Genomic DNA, 15706 nt, shown 5'->3' with positions numbered 1-15706 from the left:
GGGTCAAGGAGACATATCATGTTCATTCAGACGGAAGCCACACCCAATCCGGCAACCCTGAAGTTCCTGCCCGGCAAGATCGTTATGGAAAAGGGCACTGCCGATTTCCGCAATGCGGGCGAGGCCGATGCTTCTCCGCTGGCAGCCAGACTGTTCGGGATCGACGGCGTCACCGGCGTATATTTCGGCTACGACTTCATCACCGTCTCCAAGGATAGCGCCGAATGGCAGCATCTGAAGCCGGCGATCCTCGGCTCGATCATGGAGCATTTCATGTCCGGCCAGCCGGTCATGGGCGGTACGTCTGCGCTTGCCGAAGATACCGATGAAGACGGCGAGTTCTACGAGGCCGACGACGAGACCCTGGTCGCGACCATCAAGGAACTGCTGGAAACCCGCGTTCGTCCGGCCGTTGCCCAGGATGGCGGCGATATCACCTTCAAGGGTTTCCGGGATGGCACTGTCTATCTCAACATGAAGGGCGCCTGCGCCGGTTGCCCGTCTTCGACGGCAACCCTGAAACATGGCGTTCAAAACCTGCTCAAGCACTTCGTGCCTGAAGTGCAGGCAGTCGAAGCCATCTGATTTCGAAAAACAGTTCCGCACATGCTCGTTCTGGCCATCGATACTGCCGGGGTTGATTGTTCTGCCGCGCTCTATGATGGCGCGTCGGGCAGGCTGTTGTCGGCCGTCACCGAAACGCTCGGCAAGGGTCATGCCGAGCGCCTGATGGCGATCATCGACCAGGCGCTTGATGACGCTGGCCTTCCACTTCAATCCGTCCAGCGCATTGCCGTCGGCATCGGCCCGGGCTCGTTCACCGGTATCCGGGTGGGCGTCGCCGCCGCCCGAGGTCTGGCCCTGGCGCTCAATGTGGAATGCGTCGGCATCACCACGCTCGAAACGCTCGCAGCAGCGCATCTTGCCAAGCATCCGGGACGCCCCGTTGTTGCCGCCATGGATGCCAAGCGGGACGAGGTCTATGCCCAGGCATTCTCATCCGAAGGCGTTGCGCTCAGCGAACCCGCGGCGCTGTCTCCGCACGATGCGGCGGCCCTGATTGCCCAGCTTTCGGCTGATGTCACCGGCTCATGGCGCCCGCACGAGGCGCCGGTCCTGCCTGACCATTTCGATATCGCCGTCATTGCAAGACTTGCGGCTTCAAAGCCGAAAGGTTCGCAAAAGCCGAAACCGCTTTATCTTCGTGGACCGGATGCAAAACCGCAGACAGGCTTTGCGTTGGCGCGGCAGATCTCGTAACTCCGCGTCGTTCAATTCTTTCACGCGACCGAATGCCCGATGTTTGACGATTATCTCAGCTGGAAGCCGTTTTTCGAAGTCGTCCCGATGGAGATCTCCGACTGCGTCGAAGTCTCCGAGCTTCATGGTGCGCGCTTTCCGCGCGGCTGGAACGATGGCGAATTTCAGAATCTTCTTCTTCAGAAAGGCGTGTTCGGTTTCGTCGCACGCCAGACCAACGCGTTCTTTTCCAAACCCTTCGGGGGCTTCGTGCTGGTGCGCGAAGCAGCCGGCGAGGCGGAAATTCTCACGATCGCCGTCCCCGAAAAGTTTGGCCGTCTTGGGCTCGGATGGAGGCTGATGCAGGCCGGCTTGCGCGAAGCGACATCGCGCGGCGCCGAAACAATGTTTCTCGAGGTCGAGGCCGAAAACAAGGCCGCTGTGACGCTCTATGGCAGGCTGGGTTTCAAAAAGGTCGGCGAACGCCCGGCCTATTATACCGGTGCCGATGGACGACGGTCCTCGGCGCTTGTCATGAGCCGCGTTCTTCGTTAGTTCGTGATGAAACGAGAGCATTTGAAGGCCAAAACGTCATGACGGATCTTTCCAAAAATCTGGAGGAACTGTGTGCCGAGAAGGGCATGCGCATGACGGATCAGCGCCGGGTGATCGCGCGTATCCTGCAGGACTCCGACGACCATCCGGATGTCGAGGAACTGTATCGTCGCTCCTCCAAGGTCGATCCACGGATCTCGATCTCGACCGTCTATCGCACCGTGAAACTGTTCGAGGACGAGGGCATTATCGAGCGCCACGATTTCCGTGACGGTCGCTCTCGCTACGAGACGGTGCCGGAAGAACATCACGATCACATGATCGATCTCAATGCCGGCACGGTGATCGAATTCCAATCTGCGGAGATCGAAGCGCTGCAGGAGCGCATTGCCCGCGAACTCGGCTTCCGGCTGGTCGGACACAGGCTGGAACTCTACGGCATCCCGCTCGACAAAGACGAATAGCCTGAACACGAACGGCGTGACGACAGCCAAGGATCGACAGTGATCACCTCAATCCGCATCGGGTTCATCGTCGTCTGTCTGCTGGTGGTCACGGCTGTGCTGTTGCCGTTTCAGCTGATCGGCCTCGCCTTCGATCTGAAGATGCGCCGTTATATTCCGCGCCTCTGGCACCGCACCGCCTGCTTCCTGCTCGGCATCCGCATCCACGTCCACGGTCACCTGCAGCATCGGCGCCCCCTGATGCTCGCCTCCAACCACGTCTCGTGGAAGGATATCCTCGTGCTTGGTGCTATCGCGGATGTCGTCTTCATCGCTAAGTCGGAAGTCGCCAAATGGCCGATCTTCGGCACGCTCGCGAAATTGCAAAAGACGATCTTCGTCGTCCGCGAGGAAAAACGCCGAACCGGCGACCAGATCAACGAGATTGCCGCACGCATGACGGCGGGCGAGATCGTCGTGCTCTTCCCGGAAGGCACGACGTCGGATGGCAACCGCCTGCTCGAGGTAAAGTCCTCGCTGTTCGGGGCAGCCGCTGCCGCCGTGCCGCACACGCCCCACGGCGTCGTGTATGTCCAGCCTGTATCGATCGCCTATACGCGGGTGCACGGCATGGCGATGGGTCGTTTCCACCGCCCGCTTGCGGCCTGGCCGGGGGATATCGAGCTCATGCCGCACCTGATGGGCGTGCTGAAGGAAGGCGCGATCGACGTGGATGTGGCGTTCGGCGAGACGGTCGATTTCCGCACGGGCGACAACCGCAAGCATCTCAGCCAGACCATTACCGCCCGGCTTCGCCGCATGCTGATCAGGCATCTTCGCCAAAGAGAGTACGACGCCGATTAGAACCGCTTCAAATCCGGTCCTTCTTGGAGTAAGGAGACGGCCATGAACGAACACGTCACCCTTTCGCCGGCAGAAGAGCCCGTCACCATCCCCAACACCCGCAAGGTCTTCATCAAGACCTACGGCTGTCAGATGAACGTCTACGATTCGACCCGCATGGGCGACGCGTTGGCGAGCGAAGGCTATGTCGCGACCGAAGAGATGGGCGAGGCGGATCTGATCCTCCTCAACACCTGTCATATCCGCGAGAAGGCCGCCGAGAAGGTCTATTCGGCGCTTGGCCGTCTGCGCGACATGAAGAAGGCGCGTGCTGCCGAAGGCCGAGAACTGATGATCGGCGTTGCCGGCTGCGTCGCCCAGGCGGAAGGCGAGGAAATCATCCGCCGCGCGCCATCGGTCGACGTGGTGATCGGCCCGCAGACCTATCACCGACTGCCGGATGCACTGCGCAAGGCCCGCGGCGGCAAGCCTGTGGTCGATACGGAATACGCGGTCGAGGACAAGTTCGACCATCTGCCGGCCACCGACCGCAAGCTTATCCGCGCCCGCGGCGTCACGGCTTTCCTTACCGTGCAGGAAGGCTGCGACAAGTTCTGCACCTTCTGCGTCGTCCCCTATACCCGCGGTTCGGAAGTGTCGCGCCCCATCAGCCAGATTGTCGACGAAGCCATCCGGCTGGTCGAAAGCGGCGTGCGCGAAATCACCCTGCTTGGTCAGAACGTCAATGCCTGGAGCGCTGAAGGTCCAACCGGGAACGACTGGGGTCTCGCCGACCTTCTCTATCGTCTTGCTGAAATCCCGGGCCTTGCCCGCCTGCGCTATACGACAAGCCATCCGCGCGACATGGATGACCGACTGATCGAGGCGCATCGCGACCTGCGCATCCTGATGCCCTATCTGCATCTGCCGGTTCAGTCGGGATCCGACCGCATCCTGAAGGCGATGAACCGTCGCCATACGGGCGCCGAATATCTGGCGCTGATCGACCGCATCCGCAATGCCCGTCCCGATATCGCCATGTCGGGAGATTTCATCGTCGGCTTCCCGGGCGAGACCGATCAGGATTTCGAAGACACGTTGAAGATCGTCGAGGACGTCAACTACGCCTCCGCCTTCTCGTTCAAATATTCGACCCGGCCGGGAACACCCGGCGCGGATCTCACCGATCAGGTCGCTGAAGAGGTAAAAGCCGAGCGTCTCGAACGATTGCAGGCTTTGCTCTTGAAACAGCAGGCCGATTTCGCCACATCCTGTGTTGGAAAGACGATCGATCTGCTTCTGGAAAAGCCGGGACGTATGCCCGGGCAGGTGATCGGCCGTTCGCCCTGGCTCCAGTCTGTGAATGTTGATGCAAAAACATCGCAAATCGGTGAGATTATCCGTGTACGAATCATTGGTACCGGCCCGAACAGCTTGTTTGCCGAGCCGGCAGAGAGTTTAATGGGTGCCTGACCAGCAAGTGAGGAGCTTGTTTACTTGAGCGGACGAGAATCGGTTTCTTCGACAGCGCGCCACCCCAAATCAGCAGCGACCGACGCCAACCACTTTGTCCTGACGTTCGAGAACAATCGCTTCGCGAGCGAGCTGTTCGGTCAATTCGACCAGAATCTGAAACTTCTCGAACAGCGCCTCAATATTGATGCGCGGCCCCGCGGTAATTCCGTGGCCATTTCAGGCGATGTCCCAGCCACCAATCAGGCCCGTCGGGCTCTCGATACCCTCTATGAGCGAATCCAGAAGGGCGGCACCATCGAAACATCCGATGTCGAAGGAGCTATCCGCATGGCACAGGCTGCGGACGACCAGCTGCAACTGCCGACGCTCGAGAAAAAGGCCAGGCTTTCGATGAGCCAGATCTCCACCAAGAAAAAGACGATTGTCGCGCGTACCCCGACGCAGGACGCCTATATGCGGGCGCTCGATCGGGCAGAGATGGTGTTCGGCGTCGGTCCGGCCGGTACCGGCAAGACCTATCTGGCCGTGGCGCATGCCGCGCAGCTGCTGGAACGCGGTGCCGTCGACAAGATCATTCTTTCGCGTCCGGCCGTCGAGGCGGGCGAACGTCTGGGCTTCCTTCCTGGCGACATGAAGGAGAAGGTCGATCCCTATCTGCGGCCGCTCTATGACGCGCTCTACGACATGATCCCAGCCGACAAGGTCGAACGGGCAATCACGGCCGGGGTCATCGAAATCGCGCCGCTCGCCTTCATGCGCGGCCGCACGCTTGCCAATGCCGCGATCATCCTCGACGAGGCGCAGAACACGACATCGATGCAGATGAAGATGTTTCTCACCCGTCTTGGTGAAAACGCACGCATGATCATCACCGGCGATCCGAGCCAGGTGGATTTGCCGCGCGGCGTGAAATCCGGTTTGGTCGAGGCGCTGCAGATCCTCAACGGGGTCGAAGGCATCTCGGTCATCCGCTTCAAGGATACCGACGTCGTGCGCCACCCGCTGGTTGGCCGCATCGTCAGGGCCTATGACGCGCAATATGCCGTCCACGAGGAAAGCGAGGAGGCCGGACGCTAGTCCGGTTTCCAGTCCCTATGCCCGAACTCGACATACAGATCAGCATCGACGACGAAGGCTGGCGGGAAGAGCCGGCGCTTTTGGCGTTGACGCAAAAGGTTTTCGCCGCGGCCGCCGATTATCTCGTCCGCGAAGAAGATCAACCGTTTCCGAGAATACCGCCCGAGGTCTCTCTCGTCTTTACCGACGATGATTCCATCCGGGCAATCAACGCCGAATGGCGCGGCATGGACAAGCCGACCAACGTCTTGTCTTTCCCCGCTTTTCCGCTCGAACCCGGCGGTATGCCGGGCCCGATGCTGGGCGATATCGTCATCGCAAGGCAGACTGTCGAACGCGAGGCAGTTGATCTCGACAAGAGTTTCGACGATCATCTGACCCATCTTCTGGTCCACGGCTTTCTCCATCTGTTCGGTTACGACCACATGGAAAAGGACGAGGCGGAGGAAATGGAGACACTCGAGACTCGCATTTTAGCCGGTCTCGGCCTATCTGACCCCTATGCGGGGCAGGACCCGATAGTGTAGTTTGGAACAATGAACGATTATTCGAGCAATGTCGCCCGCGAGGGCAAGGACAGTTCGGACTCACCCTCGTCGGACGAGGGAAGTAGTTCGGGACGATCCGAGCATCACCCCAAATCCCATAATACATTCTGGTCTCGGGCGGTGCGCCTGCTGCGGCCGTCGCAGGGCGAACAGCTCCGCGAGGATCTCGCCGACGCGCTGATGACCGACACCAATGTCAGCAACGCCTTTTCTCCGGAAGAGCGCGCCATGCTGCACAACATCCTCCGCTTCCGCGAGGTTCGCGTCGAGGACATCATGGTGCCGCGCGCCGATATCGAAGCCGTCGACATGAGCATGACGATCGGCGAACTGATGATCCATTTCGAGGAGACCGGCCGCTCGCGCATGCCGGTCTACAGCGACAATCTGGATGATGCCCGCGGCTTCGTGCATATCCGCGACCTTCTGTCCTATCTGGCAAAGCAGGCCCGCAATAAGCGTCGGACCGGTACCCGTGCAACGGCAGCAGCAGCCGTCGTTGCCGGTGGAGCGGTCGAGAAGCCGGCCCGTACCGCCAAGGCGGCCTTCGATCTCAGCCGCGTCAATCTCGATCAGACCGTTGCCGAGGCAGGCCTGGTGCGCAAGCTTTTGTTTGTGCCTCCCTCGATGCTGGCATCCGAGCTGATGAGCACCATGCAGGCCGCCCGTACCCAGATGGCGCTCGTGATCGACGAATACGGCGGCACCGATGGTCTCGTGTCGCATGAGGATATCGTCGAGATGGTGATCGGCGATGTCGAGGACGAGCATGACGACGAGGAAGTGATGTTCTCGCGTGCCGGCGACGATATCTTCATCGCCGATGCCCGCATCGAGCTGATGGAAATCTCCAAGGCGATCGGCTCCGATTTCGACGTGCGGGACCGGCTGGACGATGTCGATACGCTGGGCGGATTGATCTTCTCAGCGCTCGGTCGCATTCCGGTGCGCGGTGAAGTCGTGCAGGCGGTGCCGGGCTTCGAATTCCAGATCCTCGACGCCGATCCGCGCCGCATCAAGCGGGTCCGGATCATGCGCAAGCGCGCGCTCGTTCGCCGCAGACAGCTGAAGGGCGAGGGCGAGCCCGTGGCCGACACGAAGCAGAAGGCGATTACCGACGGGACGCCGACCGTGCTTCTGGCGGCTCCCTCGTCCGACCGCAGCAACGATCATCCATCGACCTGAGTTTCCAGGTGTTTTGAACAGCCTGCAACAGGACAAGCCGCAGTTTTTCATGAAAGACTGCGGCTTCTGATTCGGGCGAAGGGGACATCGATGGAGCGACTGGCTGGCAGGGTCATGCTTCTATGGGGCTGGCCGCGTATCCTCCTTGCTTTTTTCGCAGGCGCTGTCGGCGCACTCGCCCTTCCGCCCTTCGGTTTCTTTGCCGCTCTGTTTCTGTCTTTCACGCTGTTCATCTGGCTGATGGATGGCACGACCGGCAATCCGGATGGCGGGCGGCTCAGCCGTCTGCGGTCGGCCTTTTTCCTCGGCTGGGTCTTCGGCTTCGGCTACTTCGTCGCCAGCCTCTGGTGGCTCGGCAATGCGCTTCTGGTCGAGGCGGATGAGTTTGCTTGGGCGATACCGTTCGCAGTGCTGGGCTTGCCCGCCGTCCTGGCGATATTCTGGGGCTTTGCAGCGCTTGTGGCGCGCGCCCTCTGGTCCGACGGCTTGGGCCGGATCGCGGCTGCGGCGTTTGCCTTCGGTCTTGCGGAATGGCTGCGGGGCTTCATGATGACCGGCTTCCCTTGGAACTCCATCGGTTACGGCGCCATGCCGATGCCGCTGATGATGCAGTCGGCCGCCCCGCTCGGCGTGACGGGTGTGACGGTGCTGGCTGTTTTCGTGTTCTCCGCACCGGCACTGATCGGGACCCGACGCGGCATGGGGCTTGGCCTCGCGCTCGCAGGTCTTCTCCTCTGCGCCCATCTAGGCTTCGGCGCCTGGCGGCTTGCGGGTGCCGACGCGGTGCTTTCAGCCACTGCCAAGGATCCGGTCGAGGTGCGCCTCGTCCAGCCGATGATCGACCAGTCGCGCAAACTCGACGATTCCGAGCGCGGGGCGATTTTTGAAGAACATCTGGCGATGACGGCGCTGCCCGCAAAGGATGGTGCAAAGCGTCCGGATATCATCGTCTGGCCGGAAACCTCGGTTCCGTTCATCTTGACCGATAACCCCGATGCCCTGTCGCGCATTGCCGATGTGCTGGAAGATGGTCAGGTTCTGGTGACCGGCGCCGTCCGCGCTGAAAATGCCGGGCCGGGCTTTGCGACCCGCTATTACAACTCGATCTACGTCATCGACAGCAACGGCCAGATCGTGTCGGCGTCGGACAAGGTGCATCTGGTCCCCTACGGCGAGTATGTGCCTTACGAGGACATGCTGCGGTCGCTCGGCATCCCCGATGCGATCGCCATGCCGGGCGGCTTTACCGCAGCACCGGGCCGCGCCATGCTGACGCTGCCGGGCGGGCAAACCTTCTATCCGCTGATCTGCTACGAAGCGATCTTCCCGGATGAAATCGGTGCCGGCATTGAACGCTCGAGCGCGCTCTTGAACGTCACCAACGATGGATGGTTCGGTGAAACGCCCGGACCCTTCCAGCATTTCCAGCAGGCGCGTGTCCGGGCTGTCGAAAACGGCATGCCGTTGATTCGCGGTGCCAACACCGGTATTTCGGCTTTCGTCGATCCTTTTGGCAGGGTCGTACGCGGCCTGGATTACAATCAAAAGGGTGTGATTGACTCAACCATGTCGAGTATCGAAGTCCCATTTTGGAACGCTTCTGAACGGCGTTTTTACTTCTGGTTGCTGATATGTCTCATGTTTGTGATTGCACTTATTTCCCGTACAAGTTTTAAATTTTGGAAGAATTGACCCAAAACCCCTAAAATTGCATAGTGGTTTGGCCTATCGTCTCGCCATACACCTTGCTTGCCGGATTTGTTGTGACCGGCGCCACCAAAGTGTATCTCCCACACGCGGACCGGGTTGAAGATTGACAGCAACTTCGTCAGGACGTCGTTATGATTGAAAACAAGAAGAAGCCGAACCCGATTGATATTCACGTCGGGAGCCGGATTCGTCTGCGCCGCACAATGCTGGGCATGAGCCAGGAAAAGCTGGGGGAGAGCCTTGGTATCACATTCCAGCAGATTCAGAAATACGAGAAGGGAACGAACCGCGTTGGCGCCAGCCGTCTGCAGAACATTTCGTCCATCTTGAACGTCCCGGTCTCCTTCTTCTTCGAAGATGCGCCAGGCGATCAGGCGGGTGGAGCGTCCGGTATGGCGGAAGCATCCAGCTCGAACTACGTGGTTGATTTCCTGTCGTCCTCTGAGGGGCTGCAGTTGAACCGCGCATTTGTGAAGATCGCCGATCCCAAGGTTCGCCGCCGTTTGGTGGATCTGGTCAAGGCGCTTGCCGCCGATGCCGAGACGGAATGACCGGTCGACCGGTCATTATTTGAAAGGCGGCCTCCGGGCCGCTTTTTTTTATGCCGTGACCTCAAGGAATTGGTAATCGCTTGGACGCATAAAGATATATTTATGTCGTTGTACGCTTGTTTTCGGCGCATGAACTTACTAAACATTCGATGTCTGTTCTTTGAGGGGAATCCCGTTATGCGCGCCAGTTATCTGTTCACGAGTGAGTCCGTTGCAGAAGGTCATCCGGACAAGGTCTGCGATCGTATTTCCGATGAGATCGTCGATCTCGTCTACCGCGAAGCCGCAAAGACCGGGATTGATCCTTGGGGCGTCCGCATCGCTTGTGAAACGCTGGCGACGACAAACCGGGTGGTGATTGCGGGCGAAGTCCGTCTGCCGCCGAGCCTGATGAAGAAGGACAAGAACGGCAACGACGTGATCAACCCGTCGAAGTTCAAGTCGGCCGCGCGCCGGGCAATCCGCGACATCGGCTACGAACAGGATGGCTTCAACTGGAAGACGGTCAAGATCGACGTCCTCCTCCATTCGCAGTCCGCCGATATCGCGCAGGGCGTCGATAACGCAAGCGACCGTCAGGGCGACGAAGGTGCCGGCGACCAGGGCATCATGTTCGGTTACGCCTGCAAGGAAACGCCGGACCTGATGCCGGCGCCGATCTACTATTCGCACAAGATCCTTCAGCTGCTTGCCACGGCCCGCAAGAAGGGCGAGGGCGAAGCCGCCAAGCTCGGCCCCGATGCCAAGAGCCAGGTGACCGTCCGTTACGAAAACGGCAAGCCGGCCGCCGTAGACTCGATCGTCCTCTCGACACAGCATATTGATCCCAGCTGGGACTCGAAGAAGGTTCGCTCCGTCGTCGAACCTTATATCCGCGAAGCGCTGGGCGAACTCCCGATCGCAGCCGACTGCAAGTGGTACATCAACCCCACCGGCAAGTTCGTCATTGGCGGTCCCGATGGCGATGCGGGCCTGACCGGCCGCAAGATCATCGTCGACACTTACGGTGGTGCAGCGCCTCACGGCGGCGGCGCTTTCTCCGGCAAGGACACGACCAAGGTTGACCGCTCGGCAGCCTACGCTGCCCGCTACCTTGCCAAGAATGTCGTGGCCGCCGGCTTTGCCGAACGCTGCACGTTGCAGATTTCCTACGCGATCGGCATTTCCCAGCCGCTGTCGATCTATGTCGACCTGCACGGAACCGGCAAGAACGTGACGGAAGACCAGATCGAAGCGGCAATCCGCAAGACCATGGACCTCTCGCCGTCCGGTATCCGCCGTCACCTTGATCTCAACAAGCCGATCTATGCAAAGACGTCCGCCTACGGCCACTTCGGTCGCAAGGCCGGTCGCGACGGTTCCTTCTCCTGGGAAAAGACCGATCTCGTGAAGCCTTTGAAGGACGCCCTCAAGGGTGATCAGCTCGAAGCAGCCTGATCGCCCTTTACGAGCACGCGTGTAAAACAGTAAAGCGGGTGCCTTCTGCCGAAGGCGTCCGCTTTTACCGTGAGAGAATTCGATCCATGACCGACAAGCCGCATCCCAGCCGTTCCACGGAAGCCTTTTTCGGCCGCCGCAAGGGAAAGCCGTTGCGCGAGAAGCAGGCGGAAGGTCTGGCGACGCTCTTGCCGCAACTGAAGCTCGATCTAGCCAACCCTGCACCGGAGACGATCGAGAGCCTCTACGACTTCTCTGTCGAGCGGATGCGGCTGGAAATCGGTTTCGGTGGCGGCGAGCACCTGATCCACCGCGCCGCCGAAAATCCGTCGACCGGCTTTATCGGCGTCGAACCCTTCGTCAATTCCATGGCAAAGCTTCTGACCAGCGTGGAAGAGCAGGGCCTGCGCAACATCCGCCTTTACGATGACGATGCGACCCAGGTTCTGGACTGGCTGCCGGATGCGTCGATCGATCAGATCGACCTTCTCTATGCGGATCCCTGGCCAAAGCGGAAGCACTGGAAGCGCCGCTTCGTTTCGCAGGTCAACCTGGAGCGGTTCCACCGCGTGCTGAAGCCGGGCGCAACATTCTGCTTCGCCTCAGACATCGATACCTATGTGAACTGGACGCTGCTCCATTGCCGCGATCATGGCGGCTTCGCCTGGCAGGCGGAACAGGCTTCGGACTGGCTGACGCCCTATGCCGGCTGGCCGGGTACGCGATACGAGAACAAGGCTCGCCGGGAAGGGCGGTCCTCCGCCTACCTGACATTCGTCAAGATCTGACGCTCATTCCGATCAGTGCAGGGTGACGGTCTTCAGCTCGTCTTCGGCAGCCTTGAAAAAGGTGCTGGAGCGGTTGTCGGTGAGCAGAATCGGCGTACCGTCCGCACCGAACAGGGCCCAAAGGTCAAGGCTGGGATCGATGTCCGGAGCCTCGGGAAAACAGCGGGACACATCGTCCGACTTCATCTTGCGAATGTAACCGACTTCGCCGTTTCCGAGATGCGCGAGTTCGGACTCCGTCAGGCTCGGATTCGCTTCTTTCATAAGCATTTCTGCCTCCACAGTGGGGACGCATCAGCGATTGCTGATTGATCTACTGTGAGACGGAAATGTTAATTTTTCGCACTACACGCTCCGGCTCGGGGCGGATCAGATCGATCGAAAGAAGACCATTTTTCAACGATGCGCCGGACACCTGCATCCCGTCCGCCAGCACGAAGATCCGCTGGAATTGGCGGGCCGCAATACCGCGGTAGAGGTAGTCGCGCTCGTTCTGCTCGGCCTGCCGGCCGCGAATGATAAGCTGGTTTTCTTCGGTCATGACCTCAAGCTCGGCCTCCGAAAAACCGGCAACCGCAAGCGTGATGCGCAGCAGGTCGCCTTCGTCTTCGGGCGGCTCGTTACCCGCTGTCTTCTTGACGCGCTCGATATTGTAGGGCGGGTAGCCGTCGCTTCCCTTGCCCAATCGCTCGAGTGTCTTTTCCATCGCGTCGAAGCCCAGGAGGAGAGGGCTTGCGAAAGGTGTCATACGGCTCATCGGTCGTCCCAGCTTTTATCCAGCGACTGTGCCGGCGTCCATAAGGCCCGCCGACGGGTCAATATATGGGAATTTGCGGCAGTCAGCGCAAGACGCCGGCGAGCGCTTGACACGATCCGCAACCCGGCTCAAAAACCCGTAAAGTTCAAGGGGAAGAGACATGCAACGCAGAAAGATCATCATCGACACCGATCCCGGTCAGGACGACGCAGCGGCCATCATGCTGGCCTTTGCGAGCCCCGACGAGCTGGATGTGCTGGGTTTGACTGCCGTTGCCGGCAACGTGCCGCTGTCGTTTACCAGCCGCAACCTGAGGATCGTCTGCGAGCTCTGCGGCAGGCCCGATGCCAAGGTCTATGAAGGTGCATTGAAGCCATTGAACCGGCCGCAGGTGACCGCCGAACACGTCCACGGCAAGACTGGTCTCGACGGAGCGGAACTGCCTGAGCCGACCATGGTCGCGCAGGAACAGAACGCCATCGACTTCATCATCGAGACCCTGCGCCGCGAGCCCGAGGGCACCGTGACGCTCTGCACGCTGGGTCCGCTTACCAACATCGCCATGGCGCTCACCAAGGCGCCGGACATTGCATCGCGCGTCCAGGAACTGGTGATGATGGGTGGCGGCCTGTTTGAAGGCGGCAACATCACGCCGGCCGCCGAATTCAACATCTATGTGGATCCGGAAGCGGCAAAGATCGTGTTCGGCGCCGGGATCCCGATCGTCATGATGCCGCTCGATGTCACGCATCAGTTGCTGACCACCAAGGCACGGGTCGAAAAGATCGCCGCACTCGGCAACCGGCCATCTCAGGTCCTGGTCGAATGGCTTGCCTTCTTCGAGCGCTTCGACATCGAGAAATACGGCTCCGACGGCGGCCCGCTGCATGACCCGTCGGTCATCGCCTATCTCTTGAAGCCGGAGCTCTTTACCGGCCGTCACTGCAATGTCGAGATCGAGACCGAATCGGAGCTCACCGTCGGCATGACGGTCGCCGACTGGTGGGGCGTTACCGGCCGCACGGCCAATGCGACCTTCATGCGCCATGTCGACGCGGATGGTTTCTTCGAATTGCTGACGGAGCGTGTCGGCCGTCTCTAGGGCTCAAGCTCAACCGGCAAGCTGAATGGTCATTGCCCGATTAGGGCCTGTTCCCTCTCCCCGCGCACGGGGAGAGGGTAAGAAACCTGCACCGTCCCACCATCAAAGCCCGTAGAAATCCGCGATGATCTTCCACGCCTGATCTGCGGTTTCCACAAAGCTGATCAGCTCAAGATCCTTCGGCGAGATCGTGCCGAAATCGGCAAGCGCTTCGAAGTTGACGATGCCGCGCCAGAACTTTTCTGAAAACAGGATGAGCGGGATTCGCTCCATGCGCTTGGTCTGGATCAGCGTCAGCGCCTCGAACATCTCATCGAGCGTGCCGAAGCCGCCCGGGAAGACGGCAACGGCCTTGGCGCGCATCAGGAAGTGCATCTTGCGAATCGCGAAATAGTGGAAGTTGAATGAGAGCTCCGGCGTCACGTAAGGATTGGGCGCCTGTTCGTGCGGCAGCATGATGTTGAGCCCGATGCTCGGTGCGCCAACCTCCGACGCGCCAAGGTTGCCGGCCTCCATCACGCCCGGTCCGCCACCGGTCACGACCACATATTCCTGATGGTCGTAGGCTGCCGAATGCACACCACAGAGCGTCGCGAACTTGCGGGCCTCTTCGTAGAAAACCGAGGCTGCGATCAGGCTATTGCGCTGGGTCTCGTTGTGAGCCGCCCAAGGCGCCTGGCCCGGTGCCGGAATGCGGGCACCGCCGAACAGCACGACCGTGGATTTGATCCCGGCCTCGGCGAGCATCATCTCGGCCTTCATGAGTTCCAGCTGCAGCCGCACCGGCCGCAATTCTTCGCGGCTCAGGAAATCCTCATCGGCAAAGGCAAGGCGATAGGTCGGCGACAGCGTCTGCGGTGTTTTCGGCTGAACTGCGGCGGCACTTTTGTCGGCCTTGTTGTCCTTCAGCGGATCCCAGACCCCGTCCTTCCGCCGTGGTCCGTCATTCTTCACCCGTGCCATCGCAATAACCCTTCCGGAGCCGTTCGCTTATATGCGTTGACGCCAATTCGCATTGACGCTTGAGTGCCGGTCGCTTAGAGCAATTGGCACCATTTGGCCAGCCACACGGCTGTGTCCCGGGCCTTTGCGGCCATCACGATATCGACGACGACGAAGGATTTTCCATGAGCAGCGCAGACCTCTCCTCCCTCGAAAAGACGATCGAAACCGCGTTCGACAACCGCGACAGCGTGACGATCTCGACCAAGGGAGAGATCCGCGATGCCGTCGAGCAGTCGCTCAACCTTCTCGATGCCGGCGAGGCGCGTGTGGCCGTACGCGGCGAGAATGGCAGCTGGACCGTCAATCAGTGGCTGAAGAAGGCGGTTCTCTTGTCCTTCCGCCTCAACGACATGGAAGTCGTCAAGGGCGGCCCCGGCACCTCCACCTGGTGGGACAAGGTTCCTTCGAAGTTCGAAGGCTGGGGCGAGAACCAGTTCCGTTCGGCCGGTTTCCGCGCGGTGCCGAACGCTGTCGTGCGCCGCTCGGCCTATATCGGCAAGAACGTCGTGCTGATGCCATCCTTCGTCAATCTCGGCGCCTATGTCGATGAAGGCACGATGGTCGATACCTGGGCAACCGTCGGCTCCTGCGCACAGATCGGCAAGAACGTGCACCTGTCCGGCGGCGTCGGCATTGGCGGCGTGCTGGAGCCGATGCAGGCCGGCCCGACCATCATCGAGGACAACTGCTTTATCGGCGCCCGTTCGGAAGTCGTCGAAGGCTGCATCATTCGCGAAGGCTCGGTCCTCGGAATGGGCGTCTACATCGGCAAGTCGACCAAGATCGTCAATCGCGCCACCGGTGAAGTCTCGTTCGGCGAAGTGCCGCCTTACTCGGTCGTCGTCGCCGGCTCGATGCCGTCAGGCAATGCCACGATGCCGAACGGCCTGGCCGCACCGCATCTCTATTGCGCCGTCATCGTCAAGACGGTCGATGAAAAGACCCGCTCCAAGACCGGTATCAACGAACTGCTGCGCGACTAACCGAAGG

Annotated in this window: 18 protein-coding genes; 15 read left to right on the top strand and 3 right to left on the bottom strand. The window is 60.3% G+C overall.

What is annotated here, in order from left to right:
• Positions 1–18: 18 nt before the first annotated feature.
• The 13 genes from BLW69_RS17255 to BLW69_RS17195 all read left to right on the top strand — a co-directional run bounded on the left by BLW69_RS17255 (position 19) and on the right by BLW69_RS17195 (position 11852).
• On the top strand, positions 19–585 hold the full coding sequence (locus tag BLW69_RS17255) for a NifU family protein (RefSeq protein ID WP_092663738.1): 567 nt from the start codon (positions 19–21) through the stop codon (positions 583–585).
• Positions 586–606: 21 nt separating this feature from the next.
• Positions 607–1260, top strand: coding sequence for a tRNA (adenosine(37)-N6)-threonylcarbamoyltransferase complex dimerization subunit type 1 TsaB (gene tsaB / locus BLW69_RS17250; RefSeq protein ID WP_092663736.1), 654 nt, complete (start codon positions 607–609; stop codon positions 1258–1260).
• 39 nt (positions 1261–1299) lie between these two features.
• On the top strand, positions 1300–1794 hold the full coding sequence (locus BLW69_RS17245) for a GNAT family N-acetyltransferase (protein WP_092663734.1): 495 nt from the start codon (positions 1300–1302) through the stop codon (positions 1792–1794).
• 38 nt (positions 1795–1832) lie between these two features.
• On the top strand, positions 1833–2258 hold the full coding sequence (locus BLW69_RS17240; RefSeq protein ID WP_062454001.1) for a Fur family transcriptional regulator: 426 nt from the start codon (positions 1833–1835) through the stop codon (positions 2256–2258).
• Between the two features lie 42 nt (positions 2259–2300).
• Positions 2301–3101: a lyso-ornithine lipid O-acyltransferase gene (locus BLW69_RS17235; protein ID WP_162237981.1), complete on the top strand. Its 801-nt coding sequence runs from the start codon at positions 2301–2303 to the stop codon at positions 3099–3101.
• A 42-nt stretch (positions 3102–3143) separates the two neighbouring features.
• Positions 3144–4553: a tRNA (N6-isopentenyl adenosine(37)-C2)-methylthiotransferase MiaB gene (gene miaB, locus BLW69_RS17230; RefSeq protein WP_092663732.1), complete on the top strand. Its 1410-nt coding sequence runs from the start codon at positions 3144–3146 to the stop codon at positions 4551–4553.
• A gap of 24 nt (positions 4554–4577) precedes the next feature.
• Entirely contained in the window at positions 4578–5633 is a 1056-nt protein-coding gene (locus BLW69_RS17225) for a PhoH family protein (RefSeq protein WP_062453998.1), read from the top strand.
• Between the two features lie 17 nt (positions 5634–5650).
• Positions 5651–6160, top strand: coding sequence for an rRNA maturation RNase YbeY (gene ybeY, locus BLW69_RS17220; protein ID WP_092663730.1), 510 nt, complete (start codon positions 5651–5653; stop codon positions 6158–6160).
• Positions 6161–6169: 9 nt separating this feature from the next.
• A complete protein-coding gene (locus BLW69_RS17215; RefSeq protein WP_092663728.1) occupies positions 6170–7366 on the top strand; it encodes a transporter associated domain-containing protein in 1197 nt (398 codons plus the stop codon).
• Between the two features lie 90 nt (positions 7367–7456).
• Entirely contained in the window at positions 7457–9058 is a 1602-nt protein-coding gene (lnt, locus tag BLW69_RS17210) for an apolipoprotein N-acyltransferase (protein ID WP_092663726.1), read from the top strand.
• Between the two features lie 149 nt (positions 9059–9207).
• Entirely contained in the window at positions 9208–9627 is a 420-nt protein-coding gene (locus tag BLW69_RS17205) for a helix-turn-helix domain-containing protein (RefSeq protein WP_062453994.1), read from the top strand.
• 177 nt (positions 9628–9804) lie between these two features.
• Positions 9805–11064, top strand: coding sequence for a methionine adenosyltransferase (metK, locus tag BLW69_RS17200; RefSeq protein ID WP_062453993.1), 1260 nt, complete (start codon positions 9805–9807; stop codon positions 11062–11064).
• 86 nt (positions 11065–11150) lie between these two features.
• The gene (locus tag BLW69_RS17195; RefSeq protein ID WP_092663724.1) at positions 11151–11852 is read left to right on the top strand and encodes a tRNA (guanine(46)-N(7))-methyltransferase TrmB; all 702 of its coding nucleotides are present in this window, start codon (positions 11151–11153) and stop codon (positions 11850–11852) included.
• Between the two features lie 12 nt (positions 11853–11864).
• On the opposite strand, the gene BLW69_RS17190 is transcribed toward BLW69_RS17195, so the two are convergent.
• On the bottom strand, positions 11865–12122 hold the full coding sequence (locus BLW69_RS17190) for a BQ00720 family protein (RefSeq protein WP_062453991.1): 258 nt from the start codon (positions 12120–12122) through the stop codon (positions 11865–11867).
• Positions 12123–12165: 43 nt separating this feature from the next.
• Positions 12166–12609, bottom strand: coding sequence for an Hsp20 family protein (locus tag BLW69_RS17185; RefSeq protein ID WP_062578879.1), 444 nt, complete (start codon positions 12607–12609; stop codon positions 12166–12168).
• A 160-nt stretch (positions 12610–12769) separates the two neighbouring features.
• Here BLW69_RS17185 and BLW69_RS17180 point away from each other — a divergent pair, with 160 nt between their 5' ends.
• Entirely contained in the window at positions 12770–13711 is a 942-nt protein-coding gene (locus tag BLW69_RS17180; RefSeq protein ID WP_092663722.1) for a nucleoside hydrolase, read from the top strand.
• Between the two features lie 102 nt (positions 13712–13813).
• Here the strand turns inward: BLW69_RS17180 and BLW69_RS17175 are convergent, their stop codons facing one another.
• The gene (locus BLW69_RS17175; protein ID WP_062578882.1) at positions 13814–14674 is read right to left on the bottom strand and encodes an LOG family protein; all 861 of its coding nucleotides are present in this window, start codon (positions 14672–14674) and stop codon (positions 13814–13816) included.
• A 164-nt stretch (positions 14675–14838) separates the two neighbouring features.
• Between BLW69_RS17175 and dapD the strand changes: the two genes are divergently transcribed.
• Positions 14839–15699, top strand: coding sequence for a 2,3,4,5-tetrahydropyridine-2,6-dicarboxylate N-succinyltransferase (gene dapD, locus BLW69_RS17170; RefSeq protein ID WP_092663720.1), 861 nt, complete (start codon positions 14839–14841; stop codon positions 15697–15699).
• The last annotated feature ends 7 nt before the right edge of the window (positions 15700–15706 follow it).

The organism is Rhizobium sp. NFR12 (assembly GCF_900108545.1).
In the GTDB taxonomy this organism is placed as follows: Bacteria; Pseudomonadota; Alphaproteobacteria; order Rhizobiales; family Rhizobiaceae; genus Neorhizobium; species Neorhizobium soli.
Note: the sequence above shows the minus strand (reverse complement) of the source record. Positions and strands in the feature narration are given on the sequence as shown.